The 16,476-nt window shown below is 70.8% G+C and carries 15 protein-coding genes; 12 read left to right on the forward strand and 3 right to left on the reverse strand.

Annotated features, from left to right (window positions below; translation table 11 throughout):
• The first annotated feature begins 3 nt into the window (after window positions 1-3).
• Genes rhaI through HF024_RS01395 form a run of 3 tightly spaced genes read left to right on the forward strand, consistent with a single transcriptional unit; the run spans window position 4 to window position 4,696 of the window.
• Window positions 4-1,167, forward strand: coding sequence for an L-rhamnose isomerase (rhaI, locus tag HF024_RS01385; protein WP_168688390.1), 1,164 nt, complete (start codon window positions 4-6; stop codon window positions 1,165-1,167).
• Window positions 1,167-3,203, forward strand: a complete 2,037-nt coding sequence (locus HF024_RS01390; protein ID WP_247597249.1) for a bifunctional aldolase/short-chain dehydrogenase — start codon at window positions 1,167-1,169, stop codon at window positions 3,201-3,203. Before rhaI ends, HF024_RS01390 begins: the two co-directional genes overlap by 1 nt.
• Window positions 3,200-4,696 carry a rhamnulokinase family protein gene (locus HF024_RS01395; protein WP_168688392.1) on the forward strand — a complete coding sequence of 499 codons (1,497 nt, stop codon included), beginning with the start codon at window positions 3,200-3,202 and terminating at the stop codon, window positions 4,694-4,696. Before HF024_RS01390 ends, HF024_RS01395 begins: the two co-directional genes overlap by 4 nt.
• A gap of 60 nt (window positions 4,697-4,756) precedes the next feature.
• Here the strand turns inward: HF024_RS01395 and HF024_RS01400 are convergent, their stop codons facing one another.
• Both HF024_RS01400 and HF024_RS01405 read right to left on the reverse strand, forming a co-directional pair.
• A complete protein-coding gene (locus HF024_RS01400) occupies window positions 4,757-6,055 on the reverse strand; it encodes an MFS transporter (RefSeq protein ID WP_168690716.1) in 1,299 nt (432 codons plus the stop codon).
• Between the two features lie 5 nt (window positions 6,056-6,060).
• A complete protein-coding gene (locus HF024_RS01405; RefSeq protein WP_168688393.1) occupies window positions 6,061-6,492 on the reverse strand; it encodes a MarR family transcriptional regulator in 432 nt (143 codons plus the stop codon).
• A 72-nt stretch (window positions 6,493-6,564) separates the two neighbouring features.
• Here HF024_RS01405 and HF024_RS01410 point away from each other — a divergent pair, with 72 nt between their 5' ends.
• The 7 genes from HF024_RS01410 (at window position 6,565) to HF024_RS01440 (ending at window position 14,326) form a co-directional block, all read left to right on the forward strand.
• A complete protein-coding gene (locus HF024_RS01410; RefSeq protein ID WP_168688394.1) occupies window positions 6,565-7,410 on the forward strand; it encodes an alpha/beta fold hydrolase in 846 nt (281 codons plus the stop codon).
• 37 nt (window positions 7,411-7,447) lie between these two features.
• Window positions 7,448-8,497, forward strand: a complete 1,050-nt coding sequence (locus tag HF024_RS01415; RefSeq protein ID WP_168688395.1) for a biotin/lipoate A/B protein ligase family protein — start codon at window positions 7,448-7,450, stop codon at window positions 8,495-8,497.
• 194 nt (window positions 8,498-8,691) lie between these two features.
• The gene (locus HF024_RS19955; protein ID WP_168688396.1) at window positions 8,692-10,914 is read left to right on the forward strand and encodes an HtaA domain-containing protein; all 2,223 of its coding nucleotides are present in this window, start codon (window positions 8,692-8,694) and stop codon (window positions 10,912-10,914) included.
• On the forward strand, window positions 10,911-12,068 hold the full coding sequence (locus HF024_RS01425; RefSeq protein WP_247597250.1) for an ABC transporter substrate-binding protein: 1,158 nt from the start codon (window positions 10,911-10,913) through the stop codon (window positions 12,066-12,068). Before HF024_RS19955 ends, HF024_RS01425 begins: the two co-directional genes overlap by 4 nt.
• Complete coding sequence (locus HF024_RS01430) at window positions 12,065-13,180, forward strand: iron ABC transporter permease (protein WP_348770473.1); 1,116 nt, start codon at window positions 12,065-12,067, stop codon at window positions 13,178-13,180. Before HF024_RS01425 ends, HF024_RS01430 begins: the two co-directional genes overlap by 4 nt.
• A complete protein-coding gene (locus tag HF024_RS01435) occupies window positions 13,177-14,001 on the forward strand; it encodes a heme ABC transporter ATP-binding protein (protein WP_168688397.1) in 825 nt (274 codons plus the stop codon). Before HF024_RS01430 ends, HF024_RS01435 begins: the two co-directional genes overlap by 4 nt.
• Before the next feature lie 10 nt (window positions 14,002-14,011).
• Complete coding sequence (locus HF024_RS01440; RefSeq protein WP_168688398.1) at window positions 14,012-14,326, forward strand: hypothetical protein; 315 nt, start codon at window positions 14,012-14,014, stop codon at window positions 14,324-14,326.
• On the opposite strand, the gene HF024_RS01445 is transcribed toward HF024_RS01440, so the two are convergent.
• Complete coding sequence (locus HF024_RS01445; protein ID WP_085369663.1) at window positions 14,286-14,570, reverse strand: GNAT family N-acetyltransferase; 285 nt, start codon at window positions 14,568-14,570, stop codon at window positions 14,286-14,288. The two genes, HF024_RS01440 and HF024_RS01445, sit on opposite strands and share 41 nt — an antisense overlap.
• Before the next feature lie 66 nt (window positions 14,571-14,636).
• Between HF024_RS01445 and HF024_RS01450 the strand changes: the two genes are divergently transcribed.
• The gene (locus HF024_RS01450) at window positions 14,637-15,539 is read left to right on the forward strand and encodes a site-specific DNA-methyltransferase (RefSeq protein ID WP_168688399.1); all 903 of its coding nucleotides are present in this window, start codon (window positions 14,637-14,639) and stop codon (window positions 15,537-15,539) included.
• Window positions 15,540-15,643: 104 nt separating this feature from the next.
• Entirely contained in the window at window positions 15,644-16,471 is an 828-nt protein-coding gene (locus HF024_RS01455; RefSeq protein ID WP_168688400.1) for a phosphatase PAP2 family protein, read from the forward strand.
• The last annotated feature ends 5 nt before the right edge of the window (window positions 16,472-16,476 follow it).

Consider the following 16,476-nt stretch of genomic DNA (forward strand, 5'->3'; position numbering starts at 1 on the left):
ACCATGACTGACCTCACCGCCATCGCAGCGGACCTCGCCGACCAGGCGATCGAGCTCCCATCCTGGGCGTTCGGCAACTCGGGCACCCGGTTCAAGGTGTTCGGATCGCCAGGCACCCCGCGCGACCCGTTCGAGAAGGTCTCGGACGCCGCGCAGGTGCACAAGCACACCGGGCTCGCCCCGAAGGTGGCGCTGCACATCCCGTGGGATGTGGTCGATTCGTACTCCGACCTGCGCAAGCACGCGGAGGACAACGGGGTGTCGCTCGGCACGGTGAACTCGAACACGTTCCAGGACGACGCGTACAAGCTCGGCTCGGTGACCCACAGCGATCCGGCGATCAGGCAGAAGGCGATCGACCACCACTTCCGCTGCATCGACGTGATGGACCAGACCGGCAGCCGCGATCTGAAGATCTGGCTCGCGGACGGCACGAACTATCCGGGCCAGGACGACATCCGGGCCAGGCAGGACCGTCTCGCGGAGTCGCTGGCCGCGATCTACGCGCGGCTCGGCGACGACCAGAGGCTCGTGCTCGAGTACAAGTTCTTCGAGCCGGCGTTCTATCACACCGATGTTCCGGACTGGGGGACCAGCTACGCGCACACCGTCGCGCTCGGCGACAAGGCGTACGTCTGCCTGGACACGGGGCACCACGCTCCCGGCACGAACATCGAGTTCATCGTGGCGCAGCTGCTGCGGCTCGGGAAGCTCGGCTCGTTCGACTTCAACTCGCGGTTCTACGCCGACGATGACCTGATCGTGGGCGCCGCCGACCCGTTCCAGCTGTTCCGCATCATCGCCGAGGTGGTGCGCGGCGGCGGGCTCAACAACCCGGATGTGGCGTTCATGCTCGACCAGTGCCACAACATCGAGAAGAAGATCCCCGGCCAGATCCGGTCGGTGCTCAACGTGCAGGAGATGACCGCCCGCGCGCTGCTGATCGACAGGGAGGCGCTCTCTGCCGCCCAGGCCGCCGGCGACGTGCTCGGCGCCAACGGCATCCTGATGGACGCGTTCTACACGGATGTGCGCCCGGCGCTCGCCGAGTGGCGCGAGTCCCGCGGGCTCCCGGCCGATCCGATGAAGGCGTATGCGGCATCCGGATACCAGGAGCGGATCGAGGCGGACAGGGTCGGCGGCGTGCAGGCGGGATGGGGCGCCTGATGGCCAGCGAAGCGGCGGAGGCGCTGATCGCCCGGTCGAACCGGCTGGGCGCCGACCCGCGCAACACCAACTTCGCGGGCGGCAACACGTCGGCGAAGGGCACGGACACGGATCCCGTCACGGGCGAACCGGTCGAACTGCTCTGGGTGAAAGGCTCGGGAGGGGACCTGGGCACACTGACCGAGGCGGGGCTGGCCGTGCTGCGGCTCGACCGGCTGCGCGCGCTGGTGGGCGTGTACCCCGGTGTCGAGCGCGAGGACGAGATGGTCGCGGCGTTCGACTACACGCTCCACGGCAAGGGCGGCGCCGCTCCGTCGATCGACACGGCCATGCACGGGCTGGTGGATGCAGCGCACGTCGACCACCTGCATCCCGATTCCGGGATCGCGTTCGCGACGGCTGCCGATGGTGAGCGGCTGACCGCTGAGGCGTTCGGAGGACGGGTGCTGTGGGTGCCGTGGCGGCGTCCCGGCTTCCAGCTCGGGCTCGACATCGCGGAGCTGAAGGCAGCGCATCCGGAGGCGATCGGCTGCATCCTGGGCGGTCACGGCATCACCGCGTGGGGCGCGACCTCGGGGGAGGCGGAGACGAACTCGCTGTGGATCATCGAGACGGCCGCCGCGTACATCGAGGAGCACGGGAGGGACGAGCCGTTCGGAACCGTCCTGGACGGTTACAGCGCCCTGCCGGAGGCGGAACGGCGCGCGAAGGCGGCGGCGCTCGCCCCGCACCTGCGGGCGCTGGCGTCGACGGACAGGGTGCAGGTCGGGCACTTCACCGACTCGGAGACGGTGCTCGACTTCCTGGCGCGCTCCGAGCATCCACGGCTGGCGGCGCTCGGCACCTCCTGCCCCGACCACTTCCTGCGCACGAAGGTGAAGCCGCTGGTGCTCGACCTGCCCGCCGACGCGTCCGTGGAGGACTCGGTGGCGCGGCTCGAAGAACTGCACGAGGCGTACCGCGCCGACTACCAGGCCTACTACGACCGGCACGCCACCGCCGAGTCGCCCGCGATCCGCGGCGCTGACCCGGCGATCGTGCTCATCCCCGGCGTCGGGATGTTCAGCTACGGCGCGAACAAGCAGACGGCGCGGGTGGCCGGCGAGTTCTACGTGAACGCCATCAACGTGATGCGCGGAGCGGAGGCGCTGTCGACCTACGCGCCGATCGACGAAGCCGAGAAGTTCCGCATCGAGTACTGGGCGCTGGAGGAGGCGAAGCTGGCGCGGATGCCGAAGCCGAAACCGCTGGCCGGACGGATCGCGCTCGTGACGGGGGCGGCATCCGGCATCGGCAAGGCCATCGCCACCCGGCTCGCGGCGGAGGGTGCGTGCGTCGTCATCGCCGACCTCGACCTCGCGAAGGCGCAGGATGCCGCCGCGTCGATCGGCGGGACGGATGTGGCCGTCGGGGTGCAGGCGGACGTCACGGACGAGCGCGCGGTGCAGGCAGCAGTGGATGCGTCCCTGTTGGCGTTCGGCGGGCTCGACCTGGTGGTCAACAACGCCGGGCTGTCGCTGTCGAAGTCGCTGCTGGAAACCACCGTGGCCGACTGGGAGCTGCAGCACGACGTGATGGCGAAGGGCTCCTTCCTGGTGTCCCGCGCCGCCGCGCGGGTGCTGATCGACCAGAAGCTCGGCGGCGATATCGTCTACATCTCGTCCAAGAACTCGATCTTCGCCGGACCGAACAACATCGCGTACTCGGCGACGAAGGCCGACCAGGCGCACCAGGTGCGGCTGCTCGCGGCCGAGCTCGGCGAGCACGGGGTGCGCGTCAACGGGATCAACCCGGACGGCGTCGTGCGCGGCTCCGGGATCTTCGCGGGCGGCTGGGGCGCCAAACGCGCCGCGGTGTACGGGGTTCCGGAGGAGGAGCTCGGGCAGTACTACGCGCAGCGCACCCTGCTCAAGCGGGAGGTGCTGCCGGAGCACGTCGCGAACGCGGTGTTCGTGCTGTGCTCGTCCGACCTCGATCACACGACCGGGCTGCACATCCCGGTGGATGCCGGCGTGGCGGCGGCGTTCCTGCGATGAACGGAACGGGGGCCGTCGCGGCCGTCGACCTCGGCGCGACCAGCGGGCGGGTCATGATCGGGAGGGTCGGGCAGGACACGCTCGACCTGACCGAGGCCGCACGGTTCCCGAACACGCCCGTCAGCATCTGGGAGGGCGACAGGACGGCGCTGCACTGGAACATCCCCGAGCTGTACCGCAACGTGATCGGCGGGCTGCGGGCTGCGCTGCGCGCCGAGCCGGGAATCGTGAGTGTGGGGGTGGATGCGTGGGCCGTCGACTACGGACTGCTGCGCGGCGGAGTGCTGCAGGGCATCCCGTACCACTACCGCGACGAGCGGACGGCGGCGGGAGTGGCTGCGGTGCACGCGCGCGTGCCCTCCGACGAGCTGTACCGGCAGAACGGGCTGCAGTACCTGCCGTTCAACACGCTGTACCAGCTGGCGGTCGACCGCGCGGTCGGGCGGCTCGACGGGGTGGACGGGCGGCTCGACGGGGTCGACACGATGCTGCTCATCCCGGACCTGATCGCGTACTGGCTGAGCGGCGAACGCGTCGCCGAGCGCACGAATGCGTCGACGACCGGGTTGCTGGGGGTGGATGGCGCGTGGAACGCGGCGCTGATCGAGACGCTGGGGCTTCCGCGGGGAGTGTTCCGGCCGGTGGTGGATGCGGGGACCGTGCTCGGTCCGCTGCTGCCGAGTGTGCGGGGCGAGGTGCGCACCCCGGATGGTGCTGATGGCGGTGGTCGTGGCGGCCCGGTGGTGACCGCGGTCGGCTCGCACGACACGGCGTCTGCGGTGGTGGCGGTTCCGATGCGGAGCTCGAACGCGGCGTACATCTCCTGCGGGACGTGGGGGCTCGTGGGCGTGGAGCTGGAGCATCCGGTGCTGACTGCTGCTGCGCGCGACGCCAACTTCACCAACGAGGGCGGGGTGGATGGGCGCGTCAGGTTCCTGCACAACGTGATGGGGCTGTGGTTGCTGAGCGAGAGCATCCGGAGCTGGCGCGACGCAGGGCTGGACGTGGACCTGGTGGAGCTGCTGGGGCGGGCGGAGGCGTTGGGTGCGGGGGTGCCGGTGCCGGTCTTCGACGCGAACGACCCGCGGTTCCTGGCACCGGGGGACCTGCCGGCGCGGATCGCGGAGTGGTGCGCCGAGCACGGTGTGGCCGCACCGGTCGGGCCGGTCGAATACGTGCGGAGCATCGTGGAGAGCCTGGCCGAGGCGTTCGCGGCGACGGTGCGGTCGGCTGCCGAACTGTCCGGTCGTCGGGTCGACGTGGTGCACATCGTGGGCGGTGGGGCGCGGAACCGGCTGCTCTGCCAGCTGGTCGCCGACCGCTGCGGCGTGCCGGTGCTCGCCGGGCCGGTCGAGGCGACCGCCATCGGCAACGTGCTGGTGCAGGCGCGGGCGCACGGCCTGGTCAGCGGCTCGCTGGAGGCGCTGCGCGCCCTCGTGCTGCGCACCCACGCCCCGGTCGAGTACGCGCCCGCCTTCGCGAAACACCACTAGCTGTCGCGAAACGCCCGGGATGCGCGACATTTGCTGGCATCTCGCGGCGGGCGCCGGGGGTCAGGAGGCGCGGGCGGCGGTGGCCTCGGTGTCGGCGAGGTCCTCGCGGGCGACCTCGCGCGGCGAGAGGGTGAAGCGCGGGCGCCAGGCCGCGAAGCGGGGGCGCAGGTGGCGGTACTTGACCAGGTAGAACACGCCGACGATCGCCGCCGCGAAACCGGATGCTGCACCGACGCCCATCGCCCAGCGCGGGCCGAGCGTGTCGGCCACCCAGCCGACGATCGGGGCGCCGACCGGGGTGCCGCCCATGAAGATCGCCATGTAGATCGCCATCACGCGGCCGCGGAGTTTCGGGTCCGTGGTCATCTGCACCACGCCGTTGGCCGTGGTCATCAGGGTCTGCGAGGAGACGCCGATGACGATGAGCGCCACGGCGAACAGCCAGAAGTCGGGCATCACGGCGGCGAGGGCGCAGCCGAAGCCGAAGAACGCTGCCCCGGCGAAGAGCAGGGCGACGCGGGGACGCTCGCGGCGGGCGGAGAGCAGCGCACCCACCACGGAGCCGATCGCCATGATCGACGACAGCAGGCCGTACTCGCCCGCCCCGGCGTGGAACACGGACACCGACATCGTCGAGATGAAGATCGGGAAGTTGAGGCCGAAGGTGCCGATCAGGAACACCATCACCAGGATCACCATGATGTCCGGGCGGCGGCGCACGTACCGGAAGCCCTCGACCAGGCCGCCGCGCTGCTTCTTCGCGCGCTCGGACCGGTACAGCTTCTCCACCCGCAGGAACTTCAGCGACAGCAGCACGGCTCCGAATGTCGCCGCGTTGATGAGGAACACCCATCCAGCACCGACCACTGCCACCAGCAGGCCGGCGACAGCCGGACCGAGCAGCCGCGCCATGTTGAACGACGCCGAGTTGAGGGCCACCGCGTTGGACAGGTTGGGCCCTGCCACCAGTTCGGACACGAACGTCTGCCTGGCCGGCGCATCGAAGGCGGCGACGCAGCCGAGCAGCAGCGCGAAGACGTAGACGTGCCACAGCTGCACCACGCCGGTCACGGTCAGGATGCCCAGCCCGAGGCCGAGCGTGCCCATCATCCCCTGGGTGGCCATGAGCAGCTTGCGGCGGTCGAGGTGGTCGGCCGCCCATCCCGTGACGGGCAGGAGCAGCAGCTGCGGCCCGAACTGCAGCGCCATGACGAAGCCGACGGCGGCCGCGTTGTTGTGGGTGAGCTGGGTGAGGACGATCCAGTCCTGGGCCGTGCGCTGCATCCAGGTGCCGACGTTGGAGACGATCGCGCCGCCGGCCCAGATGCGATAGTTCACTCCGGAGAGCGAACGGAACATCGCACTCACGAATCGGCCAGCTCACGCAGGATGGATGCGGCGTCCGCCAGTGTCGCGCGCTGCTCCGGCGTGAGGGTGCGGAGTCGCTTGTGCAGCCACGCATCCCGTCGCCGCCTGGTCTCCGCCACGAGGGCGAGGCCCTGCTCCGTGGGCACGACGACCACCTTGCGGCCGTCGTCGGCATCCGGGGTGCGGCGCACGTAGCCCGCCTCTTCGAGGCAGTTGATGGTGCGGTTCATCGACGGCGGCTTGACCCGCTCGTGGTCGCTGAGCTGCCCGATCGTGCCCGAACCTTCGCGCACCAGGAACGCGAGCGCCGAGGTCTGCGTGTCGCTCAGCTCGTCGTCCGCCTTCTCCGCGCGCAGCCGACGGGACAGGCGCGCCACCGCGATGCGGACGGCGGTGCTGAGGTCGTGGGTGGAGAGTCGCTGAGCCATACATCGTTAGCCTAACAAATTAGTCTCGCTAAATAAATCCCGTTCGCCTGCGGCGTGCGCCAGAATGGCGACGTGCCCACCTACGACGACGCCGCCGGCATCCCGATCACCTACGACGTGTATCCGGTCGACTCCCCACGGGCGGTGGTCCAGGTCGCCCACGGGGTCGGCGAGCACGCCGGTCGATACCGGGAGCTCGCCGCGCACCTCAACGCCAACGGGTACACCGTGTACGCCGACGACCATCGCGGCCACGGGCGCACCGGCATGGCCCAGTGGAACGACCCGGCGAAGCTCGGGCACCTGGGGGTCGGCGGTCTGCGGGCCGCCGTGGATGCGCTGCACGCCTTCTCCGGGATCATCCGCGACCAGAACCCGGACCTCCCACTCGTGTTCTTCGGCCACAGCTGGGGCTCGCTGATGGGCCAGATGATCCTCAACAAACACAGCAGCGACTACGACGCCGCCGTGCTCTCCGGCACCGCATACCGGGTGCTCGGCTCGATGAACAGCGGCGACCTGAACAAGCGGCACGCCCACCTCGGCACCACGGGCGTCGAGTGGCTGAGCCGTGACCCCGCGGTCGCCCAGGCCTTCGTCGACGACCCACTGACCACGTCCGTCCCGCTGGCCAAGCTGTTCGGCCTGCTCGACGCCTCCCGGCTGCTCGGCCGCCCGGCCCGCTCGTTCCCGCGCGACCTGCCGCTGCTCATCCAGGTGGGTGGAGACGACCCGCTCGGCGGCGAGGCGAGCGCCCGCAGGCTCGAGCAGGCATACCGGAAGCGGTCGGGGCTCACCGACGTGACCACCATCGTCTACCCGGGCGCCCGGCACGAGATCTACAACGAGACGAACAAGGCGGAGGTCATGGCCGACCTGACCGCCTGGCTGGATGCCCGCATCCCGTCCCGGGTGTAGCCGCTCGATCGGCCCTGCGGCGATCTAGGCTGTAGTCATGCACGGTGAATACAAGGTTCCTGGTGGCAAGCTCGTCGTCGTCGACCTGAATGTGATCGACGGCAGACTCGCGAACTTCCGCCTGGCCGGCGACTTCTTCCTCGAACCGGACACCGCGCTGGAGGCGATCGACAACGCGGTGAACGGCCTCCCCGCCGAGGCGGACGCCGCGACCATCGCCGCCGCCGTCCGCGGTGCGCTGCCCGAGGGCGCCACGCTGCTCGGGTTCTCGCCGGAGGGTGTCGCCGTCGCCGTGCGCCGTTCGCTCGCCCGCGCGACCAGCTGGCGCGACTACGACTGGCAGATCGTGCACTCCAAGGCCGTGCCTCCTGTGATGCAGATGGCGCTCGACGAGGTGCTCGCCACCGAGGTGGGGGAGGGCCGTCGCGGTCCGACCCTCCGTATCTGGGAGTGGGACGAGCCCGCCGTGGTCATCGGCAGCTTCCAGTCGGTCAAGAACGAGGTGGATGCGGAGAACGCCGAGAAGTACGGCTTCGACGTGGTGCGCCGCATCTCCGGCGGGGGCGCGATGTTCATGGAGGCCGGCTCAGTGGTCACCTATTCGATCTACGCGCCCGCCGACCTGGTGCAGGGGATGAGCTTCGCCGACAGCTACGCGTTCCTCGACGAGTGGGCGATCGTCGCCCTCAAGTCGCTCGGCATCGACGCGTTCTACCAGCCGCTGAACGACATCACGAGCCCGAAGGGCAAGATCGGCGGGGCGGCGCAGAAGCGTCTCGGCTCCGGCGCCGTGCTGCACCACGTGACCATGAGCTACGACATGGACGGCCAGAAGATGACCGAGGTGCTGCGCATCGGCCGCGAGAAGATCAGCGACAAGGGCATCACCAGCGCCGCGAAGCGCGTCGACCCCCTGCGCAGCCAGACCGGCATGACCCGCGCCGAGATCATCGAGCGCATGAAGCAGACCTTCACGCAACTCTACGGCGCCACCCCCGGCGATATCACTCCGGAGGAGTACGCCGCCGCCGAGAAGCTGGTCGCCGAGAAGTTCGGCACCCCGGAGTGGCTGTACCGCGTGCCGTAGTCCTCTCGCGCCCCGCGCATCCATCGAGCCCAGGCTTTTTCGTCGTCGTCTTGCGAGGAAAAAGCCTGGGCTTGATTGCGTTCGGAGCGGCGATCTTGTTAGGTTAGGCAAAGCTTAGTTAGCTAAGCCTTACCTAACCACACCATTCAGAGTCCAGCGGGTCGGCGGTGTGCCGACCCGCTCACAGGAGCGCCATGAGATCGATGAGTTCCCCGCCCACAGCCGCCACGGCACCGGCCAGACCACGCGGCACGCGCCTGCTCGCCGCCCTGGTCGCGACCGCCCTGGCGACGCTCGGCGTCACCGCCGTCGCCACCCCGGCCCACGCCGCTGGGCCGGCGATCTCCGCCCAGCAGGTCCCGGCAGCGGGCGGCACGATCACGCTCAGCGGCAGCGGCTTCACCCCGAGCACGCAGGGCATCTACCTGGGCGTCGGCCCGGCCGGACTGCCCGGCTTCTACCTCGGAGCGAGCAGCCTGATCAGCAGTGAGACGGTCTGGATCGCGCCGGGCAACGTCGACGGCACCAGCCCGTCCGGCCGCACAGCGCCGATGAACGCGGACGGAACGTTCTCCGTCACGGTCACCGTCCCCGCCGCCAGCGCATCCATCCCGGCGTACGCGGTCTACACGTCCAAGGGCCACGGCCAGGGGATGAGCGACACCAGCCAGAACTCGACTACCCCGCTGGTCTACGCTCCCGCCCCGCCCGCCTCCACCACGCTCGCGCTGGCATCGAGCGCCGCCAGCGTCACGGACGGCTCGCCCGTGACCGTCACGGCGACGGTCAGCCCGGCCGCCGCGGGCGTCGTCACCTTCACCGATGGTGCGACGACGCTGGGGACGGCGACCGTCTCCGGCGCCACCGCGGCTCTCACGACGAGCGGTCTCGCGGTCGGCTCGCACGCGATCGCCGCGTCGTTCGCCCCGTCCGACTCCACCGCCTTCGCCGTATCCACCGCCTCGGCCGTGAGCGTGACGGTCACCGCCGTCGGCGCGCCCGCTTCCGCCTCCGTCACCGTCGCCCCGGCCACCGGGCTCGACCCCGCCGGCGCATCCATCACTGTCACGGGCGCGGGCTTCGCCGCGACCGGCGGAGCCGTGCCGGGCGTCTACGTCGGCGTCGGACCCAAGTCGGCCGCGAACGAGCCGGCCTGGAACCTCACCGCCTCGCTCTTCCAGGGCGTCGCGTGGGTGCGCACGATCGGAGCGGACGGCGCGTTCACCACCACACTGAGCGGGATCGCGCAGGTCTTCACCTCGAATGGCCGCCAGGTCGATTGCTCCACCGAGGAGTGCGGCGTGTACACCTTCGCCGCGCACGGCTCGGCCGACCGCAGCCAGGACACGTACACGCCGATCGCGTTCGGCGTCCCCGCCGTGACGCCCGTCGCCACCACCCTCAGCCTCACCACCTCGTCGGTCAGCTCGGCTGCGGGCGCCGGTGTGGATGTGACCGTCACCGTCTCGCCGAAGGCCGACGGCACCGTGAGCATCCTCGACGGAGGCACCGTGGTCGCCCGCAACCTCGTGCTCCGCGACGGCCAGGCCACCACCCGCATCTCCACCCTTCCCCAGGGCGAGCGCACGCTGTCGGCCACGTTCACCCCGGCAGACCCCTCCGCGTTCGCCGGCTCGACGGCCGCTCCCGTCTCGCACACCGTCACGGCGCCGCCGGTGGTCAACCCGCCCGTCGACCCTGCCGTCCCCGCCGTCGTGACCGCACCCACCGCGGTCGCAGAGCCGGTCTGCGTCGCACGCTCGATCGACGACGCGACCATGAGCTGGGGCCTCAAGTCGAGCTTCCGCACCTACATCTCCGGCGGGATCGCGAACGGATCGTGGACCCTCTCCGGCGTGACGTACGCCGACGGCCGGTTCGGCTGGTCGAACGGCTCCGGCAGCTACAACACCGAGGGCGAGAAGGGCATCGCGCGCTTCCCCGGCAGCGTCTCGTTCTCCGGTCACGGCGGCGTCCTCAGCCTCGTGCTCTCCAACATCGCCCTCCGCGTGACGGGGCCGGACTCGGCCACCATCGTCGCCGACGTGCACTCGACCGACATGGGAGGCGCCGCCAGCGACCACTCCGGGATCGCGTTCGCCTCCGTCGCGCTGAACGGGGGAGCATCCGGCTCCCGGGTGACCGCGACGGACGCTCCCGTCACGCTCACCGCGGCAGGCGCATCCGCATTCGCCGGGTTCTACGAGGCGGGCACCGCCCTCGATCCCGTCTCGTTCAGCCTGCCGCTCGGCGCATCCGTCGCCTGCGACAGCGCGACAGCGTCCAGCCTCGCCACCACCGGCGGAGGAGACGCCGGCGGTTGGCCGCTGCTCGGCGGCCTGATGGTCCTGGTCGGGGTCGCGGCGGTCGTCGCCGTGCGGCGCCGCGCGTCCACCCAGGCGGTGGCGCAGGCGTGACCTCCAGCACCGAAGCAGCCGTGGGCGGGGCCGTCGGCTCCGCCCACGGGCGTCGGCGGCCGTCGCGGTCCGCCCGACTCCTGCGGCTGGCCGCCGTCGTCTCCGTGGTCGCGACGCTCTCGGGATGCGGCGCGACGGCGGCGACGTCGGCCGCATCACCAGCGCCGAGCAGCACGGCCACGGCACCGGATGCGCTGAGCGGCCTCGCCGACCCGCGCACCATCACCGGTCCGTCGACCGCCGCGCCCGTCGCCGACGTCGTGCCGATCACCACCGCGCCGAAGCCGAAGCTGCCTGTGACGGTCGACGACGCCTCCGGCACCAGGGTCACGGTCACAGACACCAGCCGCATCCTGGCGCTGGACGTCTACGGCACCCTCGCAGAGACGGTCGTGGGCCTGGGGCTCGGCGATGCGCTCGTCGGCCGGGGAGCATCGAACACGCTCGGGGTGATGTCGAAACTGCCGCTGGTGACCCAGAACGGGCACGAGCTCAACGGCGAGGCGATCCTCGCGCTGCACCCGACGCTGGTGCTCACGGACACGACGCTCGGGCCGCGCGACGTGCAGGACCAGCTCCGCGCATCCGGGGTCACCGTCGTGTTCTTCGACGCGGAACGCAGCATCGGCGCCATCGGCTCGCAGATCGAGACGGTCGCGCACGCGGTCGGACTCGACGCGGACGGCAAGCGGCTCGCCGCTCGCGTCGCGGGCACCCTCGCGGCGGCCAAGAAGACCATCGCGGAGATGGCCCCGACCGGCGACGACCGGCTGCGTGCGGCCATGCTCTACGTGCGCGGCCGCGCTGGAGTGTTCTTCCTGTTCGGGAAGGGGATGGGCGCTGACGACCTGATCGGAGCGCTGGGCGCCGTCGACGTGGCGACCGAGGCGGGCATCACGGGGGCGAAGCCCGCCAACAGCGAGGCGCTGCTGGCGACGAACCCGGACGTGTTCCTCATGATGACGGACGGCCTCGCCTCCACGGGCGGCGTCGACGGTCTGCTGCAACGGCCGGGCGTCGCGGACACGGCGGCCGGACAGCACCGCAGGATCGTGGACATGAACGACGGCCAGCTGCTGTCGTTCGGCCCGACGACGCCCGCCGTGCTGCTGTCGCTCGCCGACGCGCTGTACCGGCCGGGGGCCGGTAGGTGACGAGTGCCGAGGCCGCCACGCACCCCCGGCAGCGGCAGCGCGCTGAGCAGAGCCAGCGTCTCAGTGCCGTCACCCGCGCGCGCCGCCGCCGCGTCCCCGTGCTCGTCGCCCTCGTGGTGCTGCTCGCCGCCGCCGTGCTGCTCTCCTCCGCCGTCGGCCAGTTCGCGCTCTCTCCGGCCGAGATCGTCGCATCCATCGGCCGCCGCATCGGCATCGGCCCCGCGGCGACCGGCACGGCGACCTACGCGGACGGCGCACTCTGGAACATCCGGTTCCCGCGGGTGGCGCTCGGGATCGTCGTCGGCGCAGCGCTCGGTGTGGCCGGCGCGCTGATGCAGGGCGTCTTCGCCAACCCGCTGGCCGAGCCGGCCGTCGTCGGGGTCTCCGCCGGCTGCGCCGTCGGGGCCTGCGCCGTGATCGTCTTCGACCTGCAGCAGCTCGGCCCGGCGAGCATCCCGCTCGCCGCCTTCATCATGGGCGTGCTGACCACCGTGCTCGTCTACGTGCTCTCCCGCGCCCGCGGCCGCACCCAGGTGCTGATGCTCGTGCTCACCGGCATCGCGATCAACGCCGTGGCGAACGCGATCATCGCCTTCCTGGTCTTCCAGGCGGACACCGCCAGCCGCGAGCAGATCATGTTCTGGCAGCTCGGTTCTCTCAACGGAGCCACCTGGGCGGCCGTCGCCGTCACCGCGCCCCTGCTGGTCGTCGGCGTGGGCTGCGCGTGGCTGCTGGCCAGGCGACTGGATGCGCTCGCGCTCGGCGAACGCAGCGCCAGGCACCTCGGCGTGCCGGTGGAGCGGGTGCGGCTGGTGGCGATCCTCCTGGTGGCGCTGCTCACCGCCGTCGCCGTGTCGTTCGCGGGGATCATCGCGTTCGTCGGCCTGATCATCCCGCACCTGCTGCGGCTGCTGATCGGACCGGCGCACGCCGCACTCATCCCGGCCAGCGCCCTCGGCGGCGCCCTGCTGATCAGCGCGGCCGACCTCGCCGCGCGCACGGTCGTGCCGTTCGCCGACCTACCCATCGGGATGTTCACCGCCCTCGTCGGCGGCCCGGTCTTCTTCGTGCTGCTCCGGCGCACCATCGCCGCCAAGGAGGGCGCAGCGTGAGCGCCGAACTGCGCGGCGTCAGCCTCGCCGTCGACGGCAGGGCGCTGCTGTCCGACGTAGATCTCGCGGTACGTCCCGGCGAACTCGTCGCCCTCATCGGCCCGAACGGCGCAGGCAAGTCGACGGCGCTCTCCGTGCTGGCGGGCGACGTGACGCCGGATGCCGGAACGGCGACCATCGACGGACGGCCGCTGTCGCGCATCCGGGTGCAGGAGCTCGGTCGCCTGCGCAGCGTGCTGCTGCAGCAGAAGGGGGTGTCGTTCTCCTACCCGGTGCGCGAGGTCGTCGCGATGGGGCGGATGCCGTGGTCACGTCTCCCGTCGGACGGCGCAGATGCCACCGACGACGGGATCGTCGACGCCGCGCTCGCCAGCACAGACACGGCCCACCTCGCCGACCGGGATGTGACCACCCTCTCCGGCGGAGAACTCGCCCGCGTCTCCCTCGCCAGGGTGCTCGCCCAGCGCTGCCGTGTCGTGCTCCTCGACGAACCGACGGACGCGCTCGACATCGGCCACCAGGAGCAGGTGCTCGCGCTCGCCGCCGGGCTTGCGGCGGACGGCGCCGCCGTGCTCGCTGTGCTGCACGACCTGAACCTCGCCGCCGCGTACGCGGACAGGGTCGTGCTGCTCGCGGGCGGCCGTGTGGTCGCGGACGGATCCCCGCGCGACGTCCTCACCGGCGATCGGCTGAGCGCTGTCTACGGGCACCCGGTCGAGACCGTCGACCACCCGGTGACCGGCGCGCTGCTCGTGCTGCCGGTGCGCGCATCCACTGCTGTTCGCCCCCGGATGGGGGACATTCTCAGTGCTTTCGGGTAGCCTGACCGGCGTGAACTGGTGGATCGTCGGCGCCGTGGTGGCCGCAGTGGTGCTCGTTGTCGTGGCGTCGAGGCTCGGCTGGATCGACTTCTCCGACAAGACGAAGACGTCGGGAGGGTCGTCGAGCAGCATCGTCGGCATCGGCGACGAGGTGTTCGCGCCGACCCGTCACGAGGCCCAGGTCGAGCTCGACCGGCAGTCCATGCTCCCCGCTCCCGCCCCGCTGCCCGGCGACGGGGACAAGGGCATCTGGGAGGGCGGCACGATCCGGATCGATGTGCCGTCTAGCGCGACTGCAGGTCCTGATACTCGGGATGCTCCCTGAGCCAGTGCCGCACGTACGGGCACGTCGCGACCACGCGCAGGTCGGTGTTCGCGCGCACGTCGTCGAGCGCTTCCTGCACCAGCGTCGACGCCATCCCCTTCTCCCGCTTCTCCTCGTCGATCACGGTGTGCGTGAACACGATCGCGTCGTCGCGCAGGTCGTACTCGGCGACGCCGATCTGCTCTCCGTCCTTGACGAGCACGTAACGGGAGGACTCCGGCTGCTTCACCACGGTGAGACTCATGCCGCCAGGCTAACCCCGACGGGCGACGCGGCGGCGACCCGGCGCACACACTGCGAGAATGGTGGAATGCAGGACGACGCCACCGCGGATGCGGCCCTCCCTCCCGTGGCCTGGCATCCGGATGCGCCGAGCACCGTCGTGCACGCCGACAACCTCGACATCGTGGCCGCCTTGCCGGACGAGTCGTTCACCCTCATCTACCTCGACCCGCCGTTCAACACCGGCCGGTCGCAGACCAGGCGGAGCACCACGTCTGTACGGTCGGCGGGCGGCGCGGGCAGCGTCACCGGGTTCAAAGGGCGCAGCTACGAGCGCATCAAAGGCGACCTGCTGCGCTACGACGACCGCTTCGACGACTACTGGTCGTTCCTCGAGCCGCGCCTCATCGAGGCGTGGCGCATCCTCGCCGACCACGGCACGCTCTACCTGCACCTCGACTACCGCGAAGCGCACTACGCCAAGGTGCTGCTGGATGCGCTGTTCGGCCGCGAATCGTTCCTCAACGAGATCGTCTGGGCCTACGACTACGGCGCGAAGTCGAAGAACAAGTGGCCGACCAAGCACGACACGATCCTGGTCTACGTGAAGAACCCCGCAGGCTACTTCTTCGACTCATCGGCGGTCGACAGGGAGCCGTACATGGCGCCCGGCCTGGTGACCGCGGAGAAGGCGGAGCTGGGCAAGCTGCCGACGGACGTGTGGTGGCACACCATCGTCTCCCCGACCGGCCGCGAGAAGACCGGGTACCCCACCCAGAAGCCGGAAGGCATCCTCCGCCGCATCGTGCAGGCGTCGAGCCGCGAAGGCGACTGGGTGCTCGACTTCTTCGCGGGAAGCGGGACGACCGGAGCGGTCGCCGCCGCCCTCGGGCGACGGTTCCTGCTGGTCGACAGCAACCCGGACGCGATCGGCGTGATGCGGGCGCGGTTCGCCGCCGCGGAGCCCGCCGTGCGGTTCGTGGAGGGGTAGCGGGCGCGCATCCACTGTCCGTCGACGGATTCCTGACACGATTCCAGACACCCCGGAGCACCCGTCCGGAGAACACCAAGAACGGTATGGGAGGCTGGGGCACTATGCGAACCGCGCTCCGCCCTCTGCCCTTCGTCTGGGGTGCGCTGGGCACGGCCGTGGTGTTCGCCCTCATCTACCTGGTGTTCGTGCAGAGCTACATGGGCCAGGTCATCGACGAGCGCGCCTTCGCGGGGGCAGACGCGTGGAAGGGCGACCTGATCGAGTTCGCCCACACCTTCCTCAACGCGCTGCCGGCCGCCTCGGTCATCCTGGGCTGTATTGCCGCCCTCGCGATCGTGGCGTTCCGCCGCAACTGGGCGGTCTTCTTCGTGGCCGTCGCGGCCGCGGCACTCGCCAACGGCAGCACGCAGCTGCTCAAGTACACCGTGCTCAGCCGCCCGTCGAAAGGCGTGGACGTCGGCCTCGCCAACTCCCTGCCGTCCGGGCACACCACCGTCGCTGCGTCGGCGGCGCTCGTCGTCTTCCTCGTCGCATCCCCGCGCTTCCGCCCGCTGGCCGCGGTGATCGGCTCGATCTTCACGATCGCGGCAGGCGCATCCACGCTGGTGGAGCAGTGGCACCGGCCGAGCGACGTGGTCGCTGGGATGCTCGTGGTGGCATTCTGGGGCTGCATCGCCGGCCTGCTCTACTCCTGGCTTCGCGTGCCCACCGCGCAACGCCCGGTGCGCACGAAGCTGTGGACCCTGCTCTGGATCGCGGTGGTCTGCGCCGTCGGAGCGGTCGCGGCGCTGCTGGTGACGTACTTCTCCGCGCAGGACGGCGCGAGCCAGCATTTGTTCGTGGCGTACGCCGGGGGTGTTGCGGCGATCGTGGCGACGGGGTTCGTGCTCGCGGTGCTGGGGAACCGGGTGTTCCGGGCGCTGGGGTAGCGGCC

Origin of the sequence: Leifsonia sp. PS1209, from assembly GCF_012317045.1 — a bacterium.
Lineage (GTDB): Bacteria > Actinomycetota > Actinomycetes > Actinomycetales > Microbacteriaceae > Leifsonia.